The sequence below is a fragment of the Achromobacter sp. ACM04 genome (genome assembly GCF_014851465.1).
Classification (GTDB): Bacteria; Pseudomonadota; Gammaproteobacteria; order Burkholderiales; family Burkholderiaceae_B; genus Achromobacter; species Achromobacter aegrifaciens.
On record NZ_JACUZS010000002.1, the window covers coordinates 49,189 to 68,862 of the forward strand.

The window sequence follows — 19,674 nt, forward strand, 5'->3', positions numbered from 1 at the left end:
CGCAATGACCAAGCCCTATGTGAAACTCGACAAGACCCAGGCCGCGGTGCTGCTGGTCGACCACCAGGTGGGCCTGCTGTCCCTGGTCCGGGACTTCCAGCCCGACCAGTTCAAGAACAACGTCCTGGCGCTGGCCGACCTGGCCGAATACTTCAAGCTGCCCACCATCCTGACCACCAGCTTCGAAGACGGCCCCAACGGCCCGCTGGTCCAGGAGCTGAAAGACAAATTCCCCAAGGCGCCCTACATCGCCCGCCCGGGCAACATCAATGCATGGGACAACGAAGACTTCGTCAAGGCCGTCAAGGCCACCGGCAAGAAGCAGTTGATCATCGCCGGCGTCGTCACCGAGGTCTGCGTGGCCTTCCCGGCGCTGTCGGCCCTGGAGGAAGGCTTTGACGTGTTCGTCGTGACCGACGCGTCCGGCACCTTCAACGAAGTGACCCGCAATGCCGCCTGGAGCCGCATGGAACAGGCCGGCGCACAGCTGATGAGCTGGTTCGGCGTGGCCTGCGAACTGCACCGCGACTGGCGCAACGACATCGAAGGCCTGGGGACGCTGTTCTCCAACCACATCCCCGACTACCGCAACCTGATGGCGGCCTACTCCACCGTCAAGGGCAGCAGGTAAGGTCCCTGCCGGCCGCGCCCGGGCGCATGGCCGGCTGGCTCGGACTTCCACGGCGGCGCGCATCGGGCGCGCCGCCGTTTCATTTCTTGCGGGCGAAAGGGTAGGCCTGCTGCGCCAGGAACGTGCCTGGCATGTCGTTATCCAGGATCCCGTAGTTCTCGGGCAGGCGCTTGCTCACGCCGCGCACCGCCGTGCCGAACGCGTAATCGATGAACGAGAAGTGGGCGGCGTAGTTGCGGTCGATGGCCTCGGTATCCGAGGAATGGTGCCAATGGTGGAAGTCCGGCGTCACAATGATGTAGCGCAGCCAGCCCCACGGCAGCCTCACGTTGGAATGGATCAGCACCGCCTGGAAGCCGACGATGATGATGTAGGCGTCCAGCACCGGCTTGGAAAAGCCCAGCGCGAACAGCACGCCCAGCACCGCGACCCGCGTGATCAGCAATTCGACGATGTGCAGGCGCGAACCGGCCAGCCAGTCCAGGGTACGGGTACTGTGGTGCACCGCGTGGATGCGCCACAGGAACGGCACCTCGTGATAGGCGCGGTGCGCCGCGTACTGCACCAGATCCGCCACCAGCACGGCCAGGAACAGCTCTGCCAGGTAAGGCAGCGACACGATGGCCTGCTGAAGCGGTTCGTAGGCCGCCCAGGAAAACAGCCGGTGCACGAAGAAGTTGATGCACAGCAGCACCGCCCCCACCGACAGGTGGTTGAACAGGAAGTGCTTCATGTCCACCTGCCATTCGCCGCGGAACACCGGCTGGCCCGGATACAGCGGGAACAGCTTCTCGAAAATGATGAAAACCGTGCTGGACGCCAGCAGATCCAGGATGAACCAATCCAGCCCCAGATAGGGATGGTTGCCCGTATTGGACGTGGTCACCACCACGTTGCTGCCCCCCGCCGCCACTGCGCCGCAGACCAGCACGAAGGCCGCGATGTTCAGCCAGCGCTGGCGGCCCAGCACGGTATTGGCCAGCGCGATGCTGCCCGAAATCAGCAGCGCGGTGAACAGCAGTGCCCGCATCGCGTCCACGTTGTAGAAGCTGCGCAGCTCCGGAGTGGTCAGGTAGGCGGGGAAATGGAACGCCAGGACGCCCAGGACCGCCAGGATCGCCAGGAACAGCGCGATCACGCCGCTCATCATGCCCGTACCCGGATGGATCCTCCCGTCCTGCTTGAAAAGCTGTAAGACTTGGCGAAGGATGGACGCGCGCTGATTCATTTCAAATTTATGGCAGACCACGGGGAAGCGAGTTTATCGCCGGGGACGGATCTTCATGTAATAAAACGTGATCAGGCACGACAGAATGACGCCCTTGCCAGCGCCTTGCGCGACATCAATTCTCGGACGGACTGCAAGCACCCGGATGGTTGACAACGGCGCGGGGTTGGCGTGTCATGGAATCGAAAGCTTTATGGATCATCAGGTTCCCCGGTTTCCCGCAGTGCCCATCAACCGGTTCTTTAAAGAGGCCCCTATGTTCCCTGAATACCGCCACCTCATTACCCAACTGAAATCCGAAAACGCGCATTTCTCCGCGCTGTTCCAGCGTCACAATGACCTGGACCAGGAAATCAAGAACATGGAGGCCGGCATCCAGCCGGCGTCGGGCAACGAGGTTGAAGTGCTCAAAAAAGAAAAACTGCACCTGAAGGACAAGCTGTACGGCATCCTGCGCGCTGCCGACCAGGGCGGCAGCTGAAAGCATCGCTTCGCTTCGGGCGGCATCGGGCCAAGCCGGCTCCGTGCCGCCATCGCCGGCCCTCCCTGGCCACCGAGACGTGTATGGCTGAGTTAGGATTACTAAATAAGGATTAGGATAATTAGTTTTCCTAATCTGATCTCAAAGGCTAGTCTGTCGCCCTTCGCTGAAGGGTATCGATGACCACCGCCTACATTCCCGGATTCCTGCTCGGCCTGAGCCTCATCATGGCGATCGGCGCGCAAAACGCTTTCGTCCTGCGCCAAGGCCTGCGCCAGGAACATGTCTTTGCCGTCTGCCTGACCTGCGCCCTGTCCGACGCCATCCTGATCAGCGCCGGCGTGGCCGGCTTCGGGTTGGCCGTGGGCGCACTGCCCTGGCTGGAATCCGCCCTGCGCTACGGCGGCGCGCTATTCCTGTTCGTCTACGCCGCGCGCAGCCTCATATCGGCGCTGCGCGCCCGCCACGACAGCCTCAAGCCCTCATCCACCCAGACCGCCGGACGCGCCGCCGCGCTGGCGACCTGCCTGGCCCTGACCTGGCTCAATCCGCACGTGTACCTGGACACCGTGGTGCTGCTGGGTTCGGTCTCCAGCCAGTACGACGGCCACAAGACCGCCTTCGCGCTGGGCGCGATCACGGCGTCCTTCGCCTTCTTCTTTGCGCTGGGCTATGGCGCGCGCCTGCTGCGGCCCATCTTCGCCAATCCCAATGCGTGGCGGGTGCTGGACGGCTGCGTCGCCGCGGCCATGTTCACCATCGGACTGAAGCTGGTGCTCTGAACACCTGGGCCGAAGCCCCTGCGCGGCCTAGCGGCTCTTGCCGGACCCGGCGGACGCGTTCACGTAGTCCTTCACCGTGCGGTCCTTGTTGAAGATCACGGTCAGCGTCTGCTGGTTGTCCATCGCGCCGTAGGCGCTATTGTCGAAATAGAACCAGGTGGCCGTCGTCAGCCCATCGCGGCCGACGCCCTGCGACCGGGGCGGGCCGTAGTCCCGGACCATCTCTTCGTAGGTGGTGACGTTGAGCTTGATGGCGGCCACCTTCGATTCGGTCAGCAGGTCGCTGGAACCGCTGCCGCAGCCCGTCACAAGGGCGGCCACGAAAAGCAAGGATGTTCTCATTCTATTTTCCCCGGTCTGGCGGGCCGCGCAGGGGCGGCCGGCGTATTTGCGCTTGCTGGATAGACCGAGATTAGAACGTAAATTTTCGCCCTGCGGTGCGCCTATTCCACCTGCATCTTGCCGATGTCGGCTGCGAACGCCTCGGGCGGCTTGCTGGCGATGGAGCGGCACAGCAGTTCGGACATGCCCTTGGCCAACTGCTTGTTGTTCCATTCACCCGCGTCCGAATACCACTTCGGCACCCAGTTCACCGCGCCAAAAATGGAAAAGATAGCCAGCTTGGGATCGCACTGGATGATGCTGCCGTCCTCCATCCCTTCGCGCACGAAGGCGCGCAGCTTGGCCTCAAAGCGGTCGCGCTGCTTGACGATCTCGGCGCGGTCATCGGGCTCTAGCGCGTGTTCCTCGGTGATGATGACGCAGCGGCTCATTTCGCTGAGCGTCACCTCCAGGTACTCGCGCAACGCCAGCTGCAGCTTTTCCAGGCCGGTGCCGCCATGGCGTTCCGCCGCTTCGATGGCCTCGAAGCCTACTCTCAAAGCCTCGGCGAACGCCTCGTACAGCAGGGCGTGCTTGTTCGGAAAATAGTGGTAGAGCGCCGCCTTGGTAACGCCCAGGCTGGTCGCGATGTCTCCCAGCGAAGTGGCGTGGAACCCTTTCTGGTTGAATGCGGCAATCGCCTGGCGCAACAGCGCTTCGCGCTTCAATTGGTGCATCGCCTTGTGCGTGGGCACCGAATTATTCCATGTTGCCACTGATCAAACCCTCCCGGTGAATTGCGTGGACCGGCCGCATATTTAACTTTTTTTCCCGGAGAGGAACAACTCGGTGAGCGTCCCCTCGTATGCCTCGGCCGCGAATGCCAGCGTCTCCGACAAGGTCGGGTGCGGGTGTATGGTGAGCGCAATGTCGCCGGGCTCCGCCCCCATCTCGATGGCCAGCGCCGCCTCGGCGATCAGGTCGCCCGCCTGCGGCCCCACCATGCCTACCCCCAGCAAGGCGCGGGTCTGCGGATCGACCAGGATCTTGGTGAGTCCTTCGCCGCGCCCCAGGCTCAGCGCTCGGCCGCTGGCGGCCCACGGAAAGCTGGCCGACTCGAACGCCACGCCATTGCGGCGCGCGGCTGTCTCGGTCAAACCTACCCAAGCCACTTCCGGATCCGTGTAAGCGACCGCGGGAATGACCTTGGCATCGTTGGCAGCTTTCTTGCCCGCCGCGATCTCGGCCGCTATCTTGCCCTCGTAGGCCGCCTTGTGCGCCAGCATCGGTTCGCCGACGACGTCGCCTATGGCAAGAATATGGGAGACATTGGTACGCTGGCGCTCATCGACGGGTATGAAGCCGCGTTCATCCACATGGACTCCCGCCCGATCCGCGCCGATCCTGGCCCCGTTGGGCCGGCGGCCGGCCGCAACCAAGACGGCATCATACACCTGGGGTCCGGCGTCTTGCGGCCCGCTGAACACGACGTGCACCCCATCCTCCCGGGCGCTGGCCGACACCACCCGCGTCCCCGTCAGGATGGCCTCATAGCGGCCCGCCACCCTCTGCGCCAGGGGCTGCACCAGGTCGCGGTCGCATCCCGGCAAAAGACCGTCGGTCAGCTCCACCACTGTGACGCGGACGCCCAGCGCCGCGTACACCGTCGCCAGTTCCATGCCAATGATGCCCCCGCCCACCACCAGCAGGCGCCTGGGCACATCCGCCAGCGCCAGGGCGCCGCTCGAATCCATGATGCGCGGATCTTCCGGCCAGTCCGGCAGGCGCACGGGGTGCGAACCCACTGCAATGATGGCCTGGCGAAAGTGCACAGAGGGGCCGCCGGCGACCTCCAGGGTGTTGGGTCCTGCAAATTGCCCCCTTCCGTGCACGACACGGACCTTGCGCCGTCGGGCCAGGCCCGCCAGTCCGCCGTTCAGCTTGGCGACCAGCGCTTCTTTCCACTGTCGCAGCTTGTCCAGACGAATGCGGGGCTCGCCGAATTCGATGCCCAGCTCGTGCAGGCCGCGCGTCTCTTCCAGGGCGCGGGCTGCGTGCAACAGCGCCTTGGAGGGAATGCAGCCCACATTCAGGCATACGCCTCCGAGGCCGGGCCGATCTTCGACCAACGTCACCGACAGCCCCAGGTCAGCGGCGCGGAAGGCTGCTGTATAGCCGCCCGGCCCACCGCCCAACACCAGCAGCTCGGTATCGATACTCCCGCCCGTGGGCGGCCTGTCCTTCTTTTCCGTCTGCATGTCTGCCTATTCCGTTCTGCCCGCGCCCAGATAGGCGCTGGAAAGCTCAGCGCCGGCGCTGCCCGTCAGCACGTCGCGCGTGCCCTCGAAGACTGTCTTGCCGTGTTTGAGCACATAGCCGAAATCCGCCACCCTGAGCGCCAGGCTGGCCATCTGCTCGCTGAGCAGCACCACGCGGCCGCCCTGCGCGCAGTACTGCTTGATGAAATCGAAGATCTGCGCCACAACAATGGGCGCCAGTCCCAGGGAGGGCTCGTCCAGCAACACGCAACGTGGTTCGTGCAAAGTGGCCATGGACAGGATCAGCATCTGCTGCTGGCCCCCGCTAAGGGTCCCAGCCTTCGCCGTTCGGCGTTGCGCCAGGACCGGGAAATTGCCGTACACCTGTTCCACGGCGACCTTGAAGTTTCCCTTTGGTTTGCGGAAATGCCAGGCTGTGATCAGATTTTCCTCGACGGTGTGCTGGTGGAAGATGCGCCGCCCCTCCATGGCATGCGCCAGCCCTCGCCGCGCGCGTTCATGCGGCGGCAAGCGGGATATGTCTTCTCCATCCAGCAGGATCTGCCCGCCCCTGATCGGCGTGACTCCGGATATCGCCCGCATCAGCGACGATTTGCCGGCGCCGTTGGCACCGATCAAAGCGGTGATGCCATCGGGGCGGGCGGTCAGGCTGACACCGCGCACGGCGTCGATTGCACCGTAACTTACCTGCAGATTGCGGACTTCAAGCATGGACGGGCTCCTCAACGCCAAGATAGGCCTGGATCACGGCCTGGTCGGCGCGCATGCCGTCCATGTCGCCCCGATAGATTTCCTCGCCGGCTTCGAACACCACCACCTCCTCCACCAGTTCGGCCAGGAAATCCATGTGGTGATCGATGATCATGATGGCCACGCCATGGTCACGCGCCAGGCGGACCAGCCTGATAAGGTGTTCCGACTCCACCTCCGACAGGCCGGCGGCAGGCTCATCCAGCAGCAGCAGCTCCGGATCGCTGGCCAGGGCGCGGGCGACCTCGGCCAGGCGCTGGATGCCATAGGGCAGTTCGCTCATGATGGCGTCCGCATGGCCGGCCAGCCCGGCCGCCTGCATCAAGGCTTCGACCTGGCGCAGCAATGCGCCCTCTTCGCGCCTTGCGCCTGGGGTGTTGAACGCCGCTGCCAGCGCGCCATGCCGATAGCGCCGATGGGCTCCCATCAGGATGTTCTCGCGCACGGTAAAGCTGGGCACGTTGCGCGGATCCTGGAAGGTACGGGTAATGCCCGCCTGCGCAACCTTGTACGAAGGCCAGCCCGCGATGTCCCGGCCCTTGTACAAAATGCGCCCCGAGGTCGGCGCATAGATGCCGCTGATGACGTTGACCAGGGTGCTCTTGCCGGAACCATTGGGCCCGACCAGCGCGGTGATGCTGCCGGCGCGCAGCTCGAGCGACACGCCCGCCAGCGCGCGCAGGCCCGAGAATTCCATGACCACGTCTTCAACCCGCACCAGCGCTTGCTGCCTTTCGGCGCCCGCGGCGGCCTGCCGCTGCGACAAAGGCGGCTCGGCCTCGACCGGCGCCGCGAGCCGCAACTGGTCGAACTTGCTGTAGCGCGTCTGCGTGCGCAGCAGGCCGGCAAGCCCTTTGGGCAGCAAAGTGAAGATGAACACCAGGATCAGGCCGTAGACGATGTACTGATAGTCATTGAAGGCCTGGAGCTTCTGCGGCAAGTAGGTGAACAGCACCGCCCCATACACCTGACCTGCCAGCGAACCCAGCCCGCCCACGATCGACATCACCAGGATCTCGATGGACCGCATCAGGCCAAAGCTTTCCGGCGTCAGGTAGCCGATCATGTGCGCATAGAAACCGCCAGCCAGGCCGGCCAGGCCGCCGCTGATCGCATAGGCCGCGCGCTTGACGGCAGCCTGGGAGATGCCCAGCGATCCCGCCGCGATTTCGCTGACGTGCACGGCATAGAATGCCCTGCCGAAATGGCTTTTGACGAAGTTGCGCAGCATCAGCATGACCACCAGCAACACTGCCAACAGGATGCGGAAATAGGCCACGGTATCGATGGTCCAACCGAAGATCTGCAAGGTGCCGATCTGCGACGAAGGTATGCCCCGCATGCCCATCACTCCTCCCGTCACGCCGCGCAGTTCGCGCGCCAGCTCGTAGACGATCAAGCCGAAACCCAGCGACATCATCGCCAGGTAGAACTCGCGCACGCGGCCCGCCGGGCCCGCCAGCAGCAGGCCGACTGCGGCCGCCCCGAAGGTTGCCAGGAACAGCGCCACCGGAAACGGCACTCCCCAGGACTTCATCGCGATCGCGCTGGCATACGCGCCGATGGCGAAGAATCCAGCATGGCCCAGCGAGATCTGCCCGCTGATGCCGGTCAGCAGATTGATGCCCTGGGCGAGCAGGATATTGATGATGACGAAACTCCACATCTGCACCGTGCCAGTGGCGACATGGCCAGCGCCTATCGCCAGCGCCACGGCCAGCACGCCCAGCGTCCAGGAGTTCGACAGGATTTTCCCCAGCTGTTTCATCGTCCTCACACCTTCACGGTTTCGCGCTTGCCGAACAGGCCCTGCGGCCGGATCGTCAACACGCCTATCAAAAGCACGAAAGCCACGACCTCGGCCGCGGCGGGCGAGACGTAGCCCCCCACCAGCTTCTCCAGGATGCCGAGGATCAGCCCGCCCACCAGGGAGCCGAACGCGCTGCCCATGCCGCCCATGACCGCGGCGACAAAAGCCAGGATCAGCAGATGCAGGCCAAAATTCGGATCCACCGTTCCCGACACCTGCGACACCAGGATGCCGGCGATGCCAGCCAGCACGCCGCTCACCAGAAACGAGAAGACCACCACGCGGTAGACCGGTATGCCCATGAGCGACGCCAGGTCGCGATCGTGCGCGACCGCGCGCACGCCGTAACCCCAGATGGAATGGCGCAGGAACAGCTCCATCAGGCCGACGATCATCACACTGATGACGAACACGGCGATGTACTGCAGCGAAATGTAGGCACCCATGAACTCCACCGTGTCGGTGCTGCTGAAGAGCACGTCCGGAAACGCCACAGCCTGTGTCCCGAACAGCCAGCTCGCCACACCCTGCAGGAAGATGCCTATGCCGAGGGTGGAGACCACCCACCCCATGCTGCCGGCAATGCGCCGCGTGGGCCGCACGCCGACCACCTCGACCACCCACAGGATGAAGGCCGTGGCCAGCAGCGACACGCCCACCGCCAGGAACACGTTGACCCCGGCGCCGACCATGACGGCCGTCAGCATCGCCCCCGCCATCAACACCGAACCCTGTCCGAAATTGAGCACGCGCGTGGTCCAGAACGTCAGGTTCAGGCCCAGGCCGATCAACGCATAGGCGGCGCCGACGCTCAGGCCTGACACGATCATTTGGATAAAGAAATCCATATCACCATCATCCATACAGACGGGCGCGTCCGGCGCCTCATGGCGCCGGACGCGCGACGTGCCAGTTACTGGGCGACCGGCTGCAGCCGGACCTTGTCGTCCTTCTTCACGTACTCGAACACCTTGACGCCATCCGTCTCGATGCCGTGATGACGGCTCTTCGAGAAGTTGTAGGTGGTGTTGACGCCCTGGAAGTCCTTGATCGATTCGATCGCCGCGATAATGGCCTTGGGATCGGTGGAGTTGGCCTGGCGTATGCCTTCGAACAGCACATTGGCCGCGTCGTAGCCGTTGGACACCGAGATCGCCATGAACAGCTGCGGATTCTCCGGATCATTGCCCCACCAGCGGTCGGCGCCGTACTTCGCCTTGTAGGCCTTGGCAAAGTCCGCTGCAGCCGGACGCATGGGATTGCCAAACGCGCCGATCATCGTGCCCAGCGTGCCCAAGGTCAGTTCGCCCGCGCCTTCCTGATAGGGTTGCCCCAAGGCGCCATTGGAGGCGACCAGCGGCACATTCACGTTCAACCGCGCCATGGTCCTGCGCAGCACGGCCAGATCCTTGCCCAGGCCGATGGCGGCGATCGCATCGACGTTGGCGCGCTTCATGCGCGCCACCTGCGCGGTCATGTCCTGTGCGCCCTGGTTGTAGGAATCCGTCGCAACAGGCTTGGCGCCGCCGTTCTTGCCTATGGAGGCAGACAGGTAATCGACTCCGGTCACGCCGTAGGCCGTGCTTTCGTGCACGATGCCGATGCGCTTGAAGCGCTTGGCCAGGTATTCGCCCATGGCCACGGCCTCGATGTCGTTCTGCAGCGCGAACGAAAACACATTGGGCCGCGGCTTTTCTCCGGTCTTCTCGCCCGCATAGGTCACAACCGGCGTCTGCGCGATGGGGTTCATGTAGGGGCGGCCGTCGGCCTGGGCCATGTCGATCACAGCCAGGGTCGGTCCGCTGCCCGCCGGACCGATGATGCCGACAATATCCTTGTTGTCCAGAATGGCGCGCATGTTCTGCACCGCGCGGTCCGGATTCAGCTGGTCATCCAGCAGCATCGCAATCTCGATCTTCTTGCCGTTGATGCCGCCTTTGGCGTTCCATTGTTCGACGGCGAGCTCGACGGCGCGCCGGTTGCCTTCGCCAAACTCGCTATAGGGGCCGGTCAAGGCCGAGGTCATGCCGATCTTGACCGTATCCGCCGCCAACGCGGCCCCCGAAACCAAGGCCGCCACGGCGGCCGCCAACCACGCAGGCGTGGATTTCCTGTACCAGGACATGTCGTCTCCTCCTAGGTTCTTGCACGTTGTAGTGACGCGCCCCGAATTCTCGAAGCGCCATCCACTGGCCTCTCAGCGGGCCGTCTGGATCTCTTTGAAGGCGGCAAGGACGTCTGCCATTTCCGCCTGTGGCAGTTCGGCCGCGAAACGTTCGATATGGTCATAGGCGCGCTGCGCCACACCGGTCTCTTCGCCGATGCCGCGTATCAGCGCGGACACCCGGGTCCGGTCGTAGCTGTATTCCGTGTGGTCGGTGTCCAGCCGCACTATCAGAGGTTCGCTCTCACCCTCCAGTTCCGCTTCGAGGCGGCAGGCCAGCAAGCCGAGAGCATCGTCGGCATGCAGCCGGATCCGCGGGATCAGGCTTGCCACGGCCGTGTCGCCAAATTGCGCCATATGCGCGATGGTTGGCGTTCCATGCAGCAAGGTCGTGGCAACGCAGAACTGCGTGCTCATGAGCGTTCCGGAAATGCTCTGGAACGGTCCCTCCTTGTCCATGCCCGCATAGCCCACGACCGTAGGGTTCAGGTATACGCGCAGGGTCCTCAGGGCGCTGCCGCGCGTGCCCAGCAGGTCCCGCAGCCGCAGGCAGGCGCGGACCGGCGTCTGGTTGAGTGCGCAGACGGGGTATGGCTTGAAAGTCACCTTGAGCAGCGACCAGTCCTTGCCCAAGCCGCCGGCTATGGCAGCGACATCGCATTCGGCTCTGACGAAGGCACGTGCGAAGCCGGACTTGCCCTCGAAGGCGCCGTCCGCGGATACGGAACCATGGGCCGCCAGCGTCGCCGCCGCCAGCCCGTTGCGCCCGGCCATTCCAACCTGGTAGCGCCATTCGTCGGTGCCATCGCCGAAAGACTGCAGGATGCCGCCTGTGAACGAGGCGGCGTTGGACAACGCCGCCGCAGTGCGCTCCTCGGACAAGCGCCATAACCGGGCAACGGCAGCCGCGGCGGCGACCGTGCCGTACAGCGGCGAAGCGCGCAAGCCTGCGGCGGTCGTCCGGGCCGAATAGGCAGATTCCAATGCGCCGCCGATCTCATAGCCTGCCACCAATGCGGGCAGGAAATCCTCCATGGCCCCTTCGCCGTGCTCCACCAGCGCTGTCAGGAGCGGCAGCAGGATGGCGCCGAAATGTGCCACGCCGCAGGTATCTTCCTGCGCCCTGCCATGGAACAGCGCGGCATTGGCAAGCGCCGCACCCGCCACCGTGCTGCGGCGGCCGCTGCCAAGCAGCGTGGCGCCGCCGGGACGTTCACCGTCCATCGCCAGGACGGCCCGCTCGGCCACGCGGAAGAACGGCGTGGGATGCGAGCCCAATGCAATGCCGTAACCATTGAGCACGCAGGCGCGGACCTTTTCCACCACGGGTTCAGGAAGGCTGTCGACGGTCAGACCCGTCGAAAACGCCGCGAATTTTCTGGCCAAACTCATGTCTTCTCCCCTGCTTTCTTATGTGTTTGCCGCGTGTCAGCCGTTGTAGCGATCGCGTAGCACGCGCTTGAGGACCTTGCCGGAAGGATTGCGCGGCAGTTCCTCCACCACCTTCAATTCCCGGGGCACCTTGAAGTTGGCCACGCGCTTGCGGCAATGCCGGTCCAGCTCTTCCAGCGTCAGCGTGTGCCCGGGGTTGAGCACCACCACCGCAGTGATCCGCTCGCCCCACTGCTCGTCGTGCACGCCGATGACCGCGGCTTCGGCGATCTGCGGCATTTCGTAGAGCACGGCCTCGACTTCGCTGGAGGCCACGTTCTCCGCGCCAGTCAGGATCATGTCCTTGGTCCTGTCGGTGACGAACAGGAATCCCTCATCGTCCAGGTAGCCCACGTCCCCGCTGCGCAGCCAATCTCCGAAGAAAGCTTCAGCGGTTTTCTCGGGTGCGTTCCAGTAGCCCTTGGTCACCTTGGGCCCGCGCACGCAGATCTCGCCTTTCTCTCCGGCGGACAACCAGCGGCCCTCATTGTCCGCAATGCGGATCTCCACATGCGGCAATGCACGCCCGGTTGAACCTATCTTCTCGAGCTCACGGCCGGGTTCCATGAGCGTGTCGCCGCTGCAGGTTTCCGTCATGCCGAAGCCATCAATAAAGCGTCCCCGGGTAAACACGCGGGTGAAGTCTCGGATGCGGGATTCCGGCGTCTTTTCGCCTCCGGCAATGCACCAGCCGAAGGTATCGAGGGAGTACCGTTCGGGGTGCTGCACGGCCAGCACGCGGCTCAACATGACAGGGGCCATCCAGCCGCAGGTGAGGCCATGGCGCTCGATGGAAGCAAGCACCGCTTCCGGGTCGAACTCTCGGTGCACGCACAGCGTGCCGCCCACCCACAGCACCGCGATACCTGGCAGGTCGAAGGCGCCGACGTGATAAAGCGGGCCCACCACCAGCAGGCGCTCCTGGCGCGTCAGGCCCAGCGCGATCACATGGTCGATCGATTTCCAGTGGAGGTTGCCGTAGGTATGCATCACGCCCTTCGGGCGCGAGGTGGTGCCGGACGTGTACATCAGCCGGACCAGGTCGTCCTGTGCCGTGGCGGCCGGTTCTGGCACTTCCCGCCCTGGCTTGCCAAGACTGCGCGAATCGGCCTGGCCCTCCGCGTTCAGCACTACCTTCGGCACTTCCAGGGCCGCCACCTCCGCGAACTCCTCGTCCACGAAAAGCAGCCTGGCGCGGGCGTCGGCAAGAATGTAGGCGGCCTCGGGCGCCGCCAGCCGGTAGTTGATGGGAAGGAACACCGCGCCCAGGTAGCTGGCCGCAAACGCCAGTTCCAGGAAGGCGGCGCTGTTCTTCATGAAGAGCGCCACCACGTCGTTGCGGCCTATGCCATGCGACTGAAGCAACGCCGCCGCCTGGCGGATGCGTTCATGGAAGTCGGCATAGCTGATGGCTTCATCGCGATAGATGATGGCGGCGCGATCGGGGGTGCGCCGGGCGTGATAGGCGATGGCTGCGCTCAGATTGAGCATGGTGGGTCTCCCTTGGATGGCGGCTCGGCGCGGGTGGCGGCCTGGGCCGGTCCCGCATCTCGATTCTGGCGCTTCAGTATGACTTCGGCATGCCGAGATCGTGTATGGCGATGTAGTTCAGGATCATTTCTTCCGACACTGGCGCGAACTTGAACAGCCTGGCGTCGCGCCACAAGCGCTCCACATGGAATTCACGCGCATAGCCCATGCCGCCCATCGTCTGCATGCTGCGTTCGATGGCATGGCTGGCAGCCTGGGAGCCTATCAGCTTGGCAATGTTGGCCTCGGTGCCATAGGGCAAGCCCTGGTCGCACAGCGAGGCCGCGTTCAGGTTCATGAGCCGCGCGCACTGCAGTTCCGCATGCGATTGCGCCAGGGGGAATTGCAGACCCTGGTAGGCACTGATGGGCTTGCCGCCAAACACCTTGCGGTCGTTCGCGTACTGCACCGCCAGGCGCTCCGCCAACCTGCCCGCGCCGACCAGGCTGGCAGTCGTCACGATGCGCTCGGTATTGAGCACGTCCAGCAATTCGCGAAAGCCCTTGTCCAGCGTGCCCACCAGTTCATGTGCTTCGATGCGGACATTGTCGAAGAACACCGAACATGCGCTGAGCGTCTGGGTGCCCACCTTCTCGATGGCCGAGTAACTCAGGCCCTCGCGTTCGACGTCGATCATGAACATGGAGATACCGTCCGTTGGCCGCGCCCCTTCGACGGGTTTGGCAGTGCGCGCCACGACCAGCATCTTCTGCGCGGCATCCACGGCGGTGATCCAGATCTTCCGTCCATCCAGGCGCCAGCTGCCATCGGGCTGGGCAGCGGCGAAGCTCTTCATGGCCAGCGTGTTGGTGCCGGCATCGGGTTCGGTAAGCGCCATGCAGAAGTTGATCTTGCCGCTGGTCAGGCCGGGCAGCAGTTCGCGCTTCATCTGCTCGCTGCCGAACCTGGAAATCGGCACGCCGCCGAAGATGGGATTGATCATGAATAGCTGGCCCAGCGTCGAACCGCCGCCGCCTGCGGAAAGTTCCTCGACGATGAGCGCCAACTCCACCATGCCCAGGCCGGATCCGCCATGCTCCTCGGGCAGCGCCGCGCCTGCCAGGCCGGCCTCGCAAATGGCTTGCCAGCACGCCTGGGGGAACGCGTTCTTGCGGTCCTGTTCGTACCAGTATTCCACGCCATACGTTTCACCAATGCGGCGCGCGGTCTCGACTATCAGCTTCTGCTCGTCCGAAAGCGAAAAGTCCATGTGATCTATCCTTGAGTATGGGTACGCAGCAGCCGGTAGGGGTCCTGCAGCAATTCGATGACGTGATTGAGGAATTTCAGTGCGCCCGCACCGTCGTGCAGCCTATGGTCCGCTGCCAGCACCAAGCCCATTTCGCGCCGCAGCGCGGGCGCGCCTTGCGAGTCGGGCCGGAATATCTCGCGAATGCTGCCCACGCCCAGGATGGCCGACTGGGGCGGGTTGATGATGGGCGTCATGTATGTGACGTTGAACATGCCCGCGTTGGAAATCGAGATGGCGCCGCCAATCATGTCCTCACGGGTGGCATTGCCCGAGCGCACGCGTTCGAGCAATGCATCCGACTGCCGTGCGATGCCGTCCAGCGTGGCGCCTGCCAGCCCGTGCAGGACGGGCGCCATCAGCCCGCGCTCGGTCGTGACCGCCACACCGACGTCAATGGCCTGGAACTGCACGATATGGTCGTCGTTCCAGATGCGGTTCTGTTGCGGCAAGGCCTCGAGCGCCCGCGCCACCGCGGCGATGACGAAGTGGTTCAAGGTCAACCGGGGTGCGTCAGCTTGGCCATTCAACCGGCCGCGCAAGGCGAGCAGCTCGCTGACTTCCGCTTCGGCCGAGAGATAGAAATGAGGTACCTGCTTGGCTTGCGTCATGCGGCGGGCCATGGACTGCACCAGCCCGCTGGCGGTGACTCGCTGGCCGACGTCCTTTGCCGCAACCGTCAGTTCGTCGGCGCTCTTCGCCAGCGCCGCCGGCGCTCCCGCCTGGCGCACATCGGCCGCCTTGATGCGTCCGCCAGGCCCCGTGCCGCCGACCTTCGCCAGATCCACGTCCAGTTCACGGGCCAGGCGCCGCGCCAGCGGCGTGGCCACGATGCGGCCGCCCACGACTGGCGCCGGCTCGACGCACGCCGGCACGGCCGGCTTGGTCATGACGGTTGCCTCCTCCCCGGCAGCAAGGCCGGGTTCCTGCTCCGCCCGCTGGCCCGGGCCCGTCCAACGCGCGACCACAGCGCCGACGGGAACGGTTTCGCCCGCCTGCACCAGGATCTCGCCAATCTGCCCGTCTGCCTCCGCCGCGATTTCGTTGGCGACCTTGTCGGTCTCCACCACGAACAAGGGATCGCCAGCCTTGACCTGGTCGCCAGCGGCCACGCTCCATTCGATCAACATGCCCTCGGTCATGGTCAGGCCGAGCTTGGGCATCAGCAGGTCATTCAGCGCGCCCATGGGCTATTGCCCCGCGAAGCGCGCTTCGCGCTTTTCAAGGAATGCACCGATGCCCTCATGCGCGTCGCGCGTGTCCAGCACCAGGCCTATCATGGCTTGCTCGTGCGCCAGCGCATTGGCCAGGGGCATGTCGGCGCCGTCGCGCAGCGTGCGCTTGAGCAGCTTCAACACCAGCGGCGACTTGCCTGCTATCTGCTCCGCCAGCGCCAGAGTCTGCGCCATGAGTTCGTCTTTCGGAACTGCGCGGTTGGCCAGGCCCATGCGCACCGCATCGGCGGCGCTGATGCGCCCGCCCGTGAACATCAGCTCCTTGGCCAGGCAAGGCGCGACCTGCCGGATGATGCGCTGCGTACCGCCCGCCCCCGGGAACAGGCCCAGGTTTATCTCGGTCAGCGCAATCATGGCGCTGTCGGCCAGGATGCGCAGGTCCATGGCCAGGAGCAGCTCGGTGCCGCCGCCCAACGCCCAGCCGTTGACCGCAGCGATCGTCGGCTTGTCGCTGACTTCGATGCGCCGGAACACGCGATGGATATCCTCGGCGAACTCCTGGTAGTGCGCCAGCCCCTGGCGTGAATTCAGGTCGGCCAGGTCGCCTCCCGCCACAAAGGACTTATCGCCGGCGCCCGTGATGACGATGACGCGGCAGTCGTCGCTGGCTTCCAATGCGGCGAAAGCCCGCTCCAGTTCGATCAAGGTTGGAATGTCCAGCGCGTTGTGCACCTTCGGCCGATTGATGGTGATGATGCCGACGCGATTGCGGACTTCGGCAAGAATGCTGGGTTCGTTCATGCTGTCTCCTGGGTTCACGCGCAGAGCTTGCGCGCGGCGGCTATGACATCGGCCTCTTGGGGCTGGTACTGTTCTTCGAGCGATGGAGCGAATGGCACCGGAACGAAGGGCGCCGCGACACGAGCGATGGGCGCGTCGAGTTCGTCAAAACCTATGTCCGCCATTCGTGCAGCGATCTCGGCGCCGACCCCGAATGCCTCCACGGCTTCGTGCACGATGAGCAGCCGGTGGGTGCGTTCGAGCGATGCCAGCACCGCCTGTTCGTCCCAGGGCTGGATGCTGCGCAGATCCAGCACCTCGGCCTCGATGCCATCGGCAACCAGGGCCTCGGCGGCCCGCAAGGCCTTGTGCACGGTCGCGCCGTAGCTCACCACGGTCAGGTCTCGGCCCGGGCGTGCAACCCGGGCCCGGCCCAGCGGTATCGGTCCGGCATCATCGGCCACCTCGCCCTTGAGGGCATACAAGGCCTTGTTCTCCACGAACACCACCGGGTCCGGATCGCGAATGGCTGACTTCAGCAGGCCATAAGCATCGGCGGGGTTGCTGGGGCACACCACTCTCAGGCCCGGAATGTGGGCAAACCATGCTTCCAGGCATTGGGAATGCTGCGGCCCCGCGCTGATGCCGCCGCCATGCGGGGTCCGCACCACCATGGGCACACTGGCCTGCCCGCCAAACATGTAGCGAGCCTTGGCCGCCTGGTTGACCAGCGCGTCCATGGTCAGCGTCATGAAGTCCATGAACATGATTTCAAGCACGGGACGCAGACCGGACAGAGCCGCTCCCACTGCCGCGTTGGCCATGGCGGCTTCGGAAATCGGCGTATCGCGGATGCGGTCCGGGCCAAAACGGGCATGCAGCCCGCGCGTGACGCCGAACGGCCCTCCGGCTTCGGCGATGTCTTCGCCGAACAGGAACACCGTGGGATCCTCCTCCATGCACTCGGCCAACGCGCGGTTGATGGCATGGGCAAAACGTAGTTCAGCCATCTCAGTTCGCCTCGTTCATGGTGTAGACATCATTGCGCGCGTCCTCCCACACGGGCTGGCGCCCCATGCGCGCGCGTTCGACCGCGCGTTCGACCTGAGCCTGGACCTCCTCGAACGCCTGTTCGCGCTGCGCCTTGGCGACCCCGTTCTGATCCAGCACCGCTTCGAAGCGCGCTACCGGATCATGCTCGCCCAGGCCCTCGATCTCTTCGGAAGGGCGGTACTTCTGGGGATCCCCTTCATAGTGGCCGCGCCAACGGTGAGTGATGCACTCCAGCACCCGCGGACCTTCACCGGCGCGTATGCGCGCCACGGCCGCGCTGGCGGCGTCGGCCACCCCCAACACGTCGTTGCCGTCGATTTTTTCGTGGGGTATGGAAAAGGCGGCCGATAGCTTGTCCAGCGGCGCCACGAACTGTTTGTGGGTGGGAGAAAACTCGGCCCAACCATTGTTCTCGCACAGGAACAGCAACGGCAGGCGCCACAGCGCAGCCAGGTTGAGGCTTTCATGCAGCACGCCTTCGGCCATGGCGCCGTCGCCAAAGAAGGCCACCGCCACGCAGTCCTTTTTCTGCACCTGATGGGCCAGTGCGCTGCCCAGGGCTATCGGTATGCTGGCGCCGACGATGGCGTTGGCGCCCAGCATGCCGATGGACAGGTTGGCGACATGCATCGAACCGCCACGGCCCTTGCAGATACCCTCTTCGCGCGCCATCAGCTCCAGGAAGAAATCTTCGATGTCGATGCCCTTGGCCAGGGCATGACCATGGCCACGGTGGGTCGAGGCGACGGTATCGTCCGCCCGCAGCACCATACCCATCGCAGCGGCGACGGCCTCCTGGCCGATGCTCAGATGGATGAAGCCGGGCACCTCCCCGTCCGCGAACAAGCGTCCGAGCCTGAGCTCGGCCAGCCGGATGCGCAACATGCGCCGGTATGCGTCCAGCAACTGCTCTTTGTTGGCGCTAGCCACCATTGCCTCCTCGTAACAACCGCTATTTTTGATTCCATGCCGCCTGCCTTGGTGCCATGCTGTTACATATAAGTTATCGGTCAGTTAATTTACTAACCGTACGGTTAGATGAATCATAAGCAAAGGTTCTCGAGAACGTCAATCGGGTTTTTCAGGGAGTTTCCCGCGCTGGAAGGGGCAGCGGCCGCGCTGCCCGCACGGCGACACGGGCAGCGCGGCGTCAGCGGTGGGGAATCAGGCGCGGCCGCCCGAGAGTGCGCGGGAGATCAGCGCGGCGCGGTCGCGCAGGTCAACGCCCAGGCGCTCGAGCGCCTCGCCCGAAACCTGGGCGCTGAAGCCAACGGCGCTGATGGCCATGGCGGCTTTGCCGAATTCGTCGAGCACCGCGGCGGAAACCGTGCTGACGCCTTTGACGTAGTTGCCGGCGTCCACCGCGTAACCCTTTTCACGGGCGTCGCGCACGCCTTCCATATAGTCCTTGAAAGGCGGCTTGTCGTCCCACCTCAGGTTGTCGAAACGTTGCCGCAATTCCTTGTCATCCAGCCCGGAATGGGCCGCCATGCAGCGGCCCAGCGCCGCGATGTACATGGGCAGTCGCTGGCCCACGCTCATGTGCACGCGCACCGAACTGTCGGTGTCGGCACGGTCCACCAGCACTACGCGCTCATTGGACGTGCGCTGCCAGAGCGTCGCAGTCACGCCGTGGCTGCGCGCGATATCGCGCAAATGCGGATGCACCAGCCGCACGTAGGATCCCTGCTCCAGCGCGCCCTTGGCGAGCTCGACCAGCCCCAACGCGATGGAATAGGTTTTCGTGGCTTCATCGAACGACACCAGGCCTTCATATACCAGCGTCTTGAGGAAGTTGTAGCAAGTGCTGGAATTGAGTTGCAGGTCGCGCGCCACGCGGGTGACCCCCACGCCCGAGGGCGCCGCGCTCAGGTAGCGCAGGACGCGTAATCCGCCCACGAGAGCACCTACGAGTTTTTCCGGTTGTTCGGTCGTCATTCTGAAGACAGAGAATTTCTCTGGATAGAAAAGAGCAAAAATTGTGGCATAGAGCGCCTGCCCGCACAAACC

At 64.4% G+C, this 19,674-nt stretch carries 19 protein-coding genes; 3 read left to right on the forward strand and 16 right to left on the reverse strand.

Annotation, left to right across the window (positions count from 1 at the left end):
- Window positions 1–4 precede the first annotated feature (4 nt).
- Entirely contained in the window at window positions 5–631 is a 627-nt protein-coding gene (ycaC, locus tag IB259_RS10885; protein WP_054457839.1) for an isochorismate family cysteine hydrolase YcaC, read from the forward strand.
- Between the two features lie 79 nt (window positions 632–710).
- Here ycaC and IB259_RS10890 read toward each other — a convergent pair whose 3' ends face one another.
- Entirely contained in the window at window positions 711–1,859 is a 1,149-nt protein-coding gene (locus tag IB259_RS10890) for a sterol desaturase family protein (protein WP_054457840.1), read from the reverse strand.
- A 256-nt stretch (window positions 1,860–2,115) separates the two neighbouring features.
- Here IB259_RS10890 and IB259_RS10895 point away from each other — a divergent pair, with 256 nt between their 5' ends.
- Window positions 2,116–2,340, forward strand: coding sequence for a YdcH family protein (locus tag IB259_RS10895; protein WP_013395499.1), 225 nt, complete (start codon window positions 2,116–2,118; stop codon window positions 2,338–2,340).
- 179 nt (window positions 2,341–2,519) lie between these two features.
- The gene (locus IB259_RS10900; protein ID WP_192328964.1) at window positions 2,520–3,122 is read left to right on the forward strand and encodes a LysE/ArgO family amino acid transporter; all 603 of its coding nucleotides are present in this window, start codon (window positions 2,520–2,522) and stop codon (window positions 3,120–3,122) included.
- Window positions 3,123–3,149: 27 nt separating this feature from the next.
- Here the strand turns inward: IB259_RS10900 and IB259_RS10905 are convergent, their stop codons facing one another.
- The 15 genes from IB259_RS10905 to IB259_RS10975 form a co-directional block, all read right to left on the reverse strand.
- On the reverse strand, window positions 3,150–3,464 hold the full coding sequence (locus IB259_RS10905) for a hypothetical protein (RefSeq protein WP_192328966.1): 315 nt from the start codon (window positions 3,462–3,464) through the stop codon (window positions 3,150–3,152).
- Window positions 3,465–3,565: 101 nt separating this feature from the next.
- Window positions 3,566–4,219 (reverse strand): TetR/AcrR family transcriptional regulator, encoded by a 654-nt coding sequence (locus IB259_RS10910; protein ID WP_192328969.1) that lies wholly within the window; start codon window positions 4,217–4,219, stop codon window positions 3,566–3,568.
- Window positions 4,220–4,261: 42 nt separating this feature from the next.
- Window positions 4,262–5,701, reverse strand: a complete 1,440-nt coding sequence (gene lpdA / locus IB259_RS10915; RefSeq protein ID WP_192328971.1) for a dihydrolipoyl dehydrogenase — start codon at window positions 5,699–5,701, stop codon at window positions 4,262–4,264.
- A gap of 6 nt (window positions 5,702–5,707) precedes the next feature.
- Window positions 5,708–6,433, reverse strand: a complete 726-nt coding sequence (locus IB259_RS10920; RefSeq protein WP_119450636.1) for an ABC transporter ATP-binding protein — start codon at window positions 6,431–6,433, stop codon at window positions 5,708–5,710.
- Window positions 6,426–8,240 carry an ATP-binding cassette domain-containing protein gene (locus IB259_RS10925; RefSeq protein ID WP_166738336.1) on the reverse strand — a complete coding sequence of 605 codons (1,815 nt, stop codon included), beginning with the start codon at window positions 8,238–8,240 and terminating at the stop codon, window positions 6,426–6,428. Before IB259_RS10925 ends, IB259_RS10920 begins: the two co-directional genes overlap by 8 nt.
- Window positions 8,241–8,245: 5 nt before the next feature.
- The gene (locus IB259_RS10930; protein WP_054457847.1) at window positions 8,246–9,130 is read right to left on the reverse strand and encodes a branched-chain amino acid ABC transporter permease; all 885 of its coding nucleotides are present in this window, start codon (window positions 9,128–9,130) and stop codon (window positions 8,246–8,248) included.
- A 65-nt stretch (window positions 9,131–9,195) separates the two neighbouring features.
- The gene (locus IB259_RS10935; RefSeq protein ID WP_192328972.1) at window positions 9,196–10,407 is read right to left on the reverse strand and encodes an ABC transporter substrate-binding protein; all 1,212 of its coding nucleotides are present in this window, start codon (window positions 10,405–10,407) and stop codon (window positions 9,196–9,198) included.
- A 72-nt stretch (window positions 10,408–10,479) separates the two neighbouring features.
- Complete coding sequence (locus IB259_RS10940) at window positions 10,480–11,838, reverse strand: MmgE/PrpD family protein (protein ID WP_125471420.1); 1,359 nt, start codon at window positions 11,836–11,838, stop codon at window positions 10,480–10,482.
- Between the two features lie 36 nt (window positions 11,839–11,874).
- Window positions 11,875–13,368 carry a long-chain-fatty-acid--CoA ligase gene (locus tag IB259_RS10945; protein WP_192328974.1) on the reverse strand — a complete coding sequence of 498 codons (1,494 nt, stop codon included), beginning with the start codon at window positions 13,366–13,368 and terminating at the stop codon, window positions 11,875–11,877.
- Window positions 13,369–13,441: 73 nt separating this feature from the next.
- Entirely contained in the window at window positions 13,442–14,617 is a 1,176-nt protein-coding gene (locus IB259_RS10950) for an acyl-CoA dehydrogenase family protein (protein ID WP_054457850.1), read from the reverse strand.
- A 5-nt stretch (window positions 14,618–14,622) separates the two neighbouring features.
- Window positions 14,623–15,843, reverse strand: coding sequence for a dihydrolipoamide acetyltransferase family protein (locus IB259_RS10955; RefSeq protein ID WP_054457851.1), 1,221 nt, complete (start codon window positions 15,841–15,843; stop codon window positions 14,623–14,625).
- Window positions 15,844–15,846: 3 nt separating this feature from the next.
- Window positions 15,847–16,632 carry an enoyl-CoA hydratase/isomerase family protein gene (locus tag IB259_RS10960; RefSeq protein WP_175161581.1) on the reverse strand — a complete coding sequence of 262 codons (786 nt, stop codon included), beginning with the start codon at window positions 16,630–16,632 and terminating at the stop codon, window positions 15,847–15,849.
- Window positions 16,633–16,646: 14 nt separating this feature from the next.
- Window positions 16,647–17,621, reverse strand: coding sequence for an alpha-ketoacid dehydrogenase subunit beta (locus IB259_RS10965; RefSeq protein ID WP_175214334.1), 975 nt, complete (start codon window positions 17,619–17,621; stop codon window positions 16,647–16,649).
- Between the two features lies 1 nt (window position 17,622).
- Window positions 17,623–18,594, reverse strand: a complete 972-nt coding sequence (locus IB259_RS10970) for a thiamine pyrophosphate-dependent dehydrogenase E1 component subunit alpha (protein WP_119450671.1) — start codon at window positions 18,592–18,594, stop codon at window positions 17,623–17,625.
- A 234-nt stretch (window positions 18,595–18,828) separates the two neighbouring features.
- Window positions 18,829–19,602 carry an IclR family transcriptional regulator gene (locus tag IB259_RS10975; protein WP_054457855.1) on the reverse strand — a complete coding sequence of 258 codons (774 nt, stop codon included), beginning with the start codon at window positions 19,600–19,602 and terminating at the stop codon, window positions 18,829–18,831.
- Window positions 19,603–19,674: the final 72 nt, after the last annotated feature.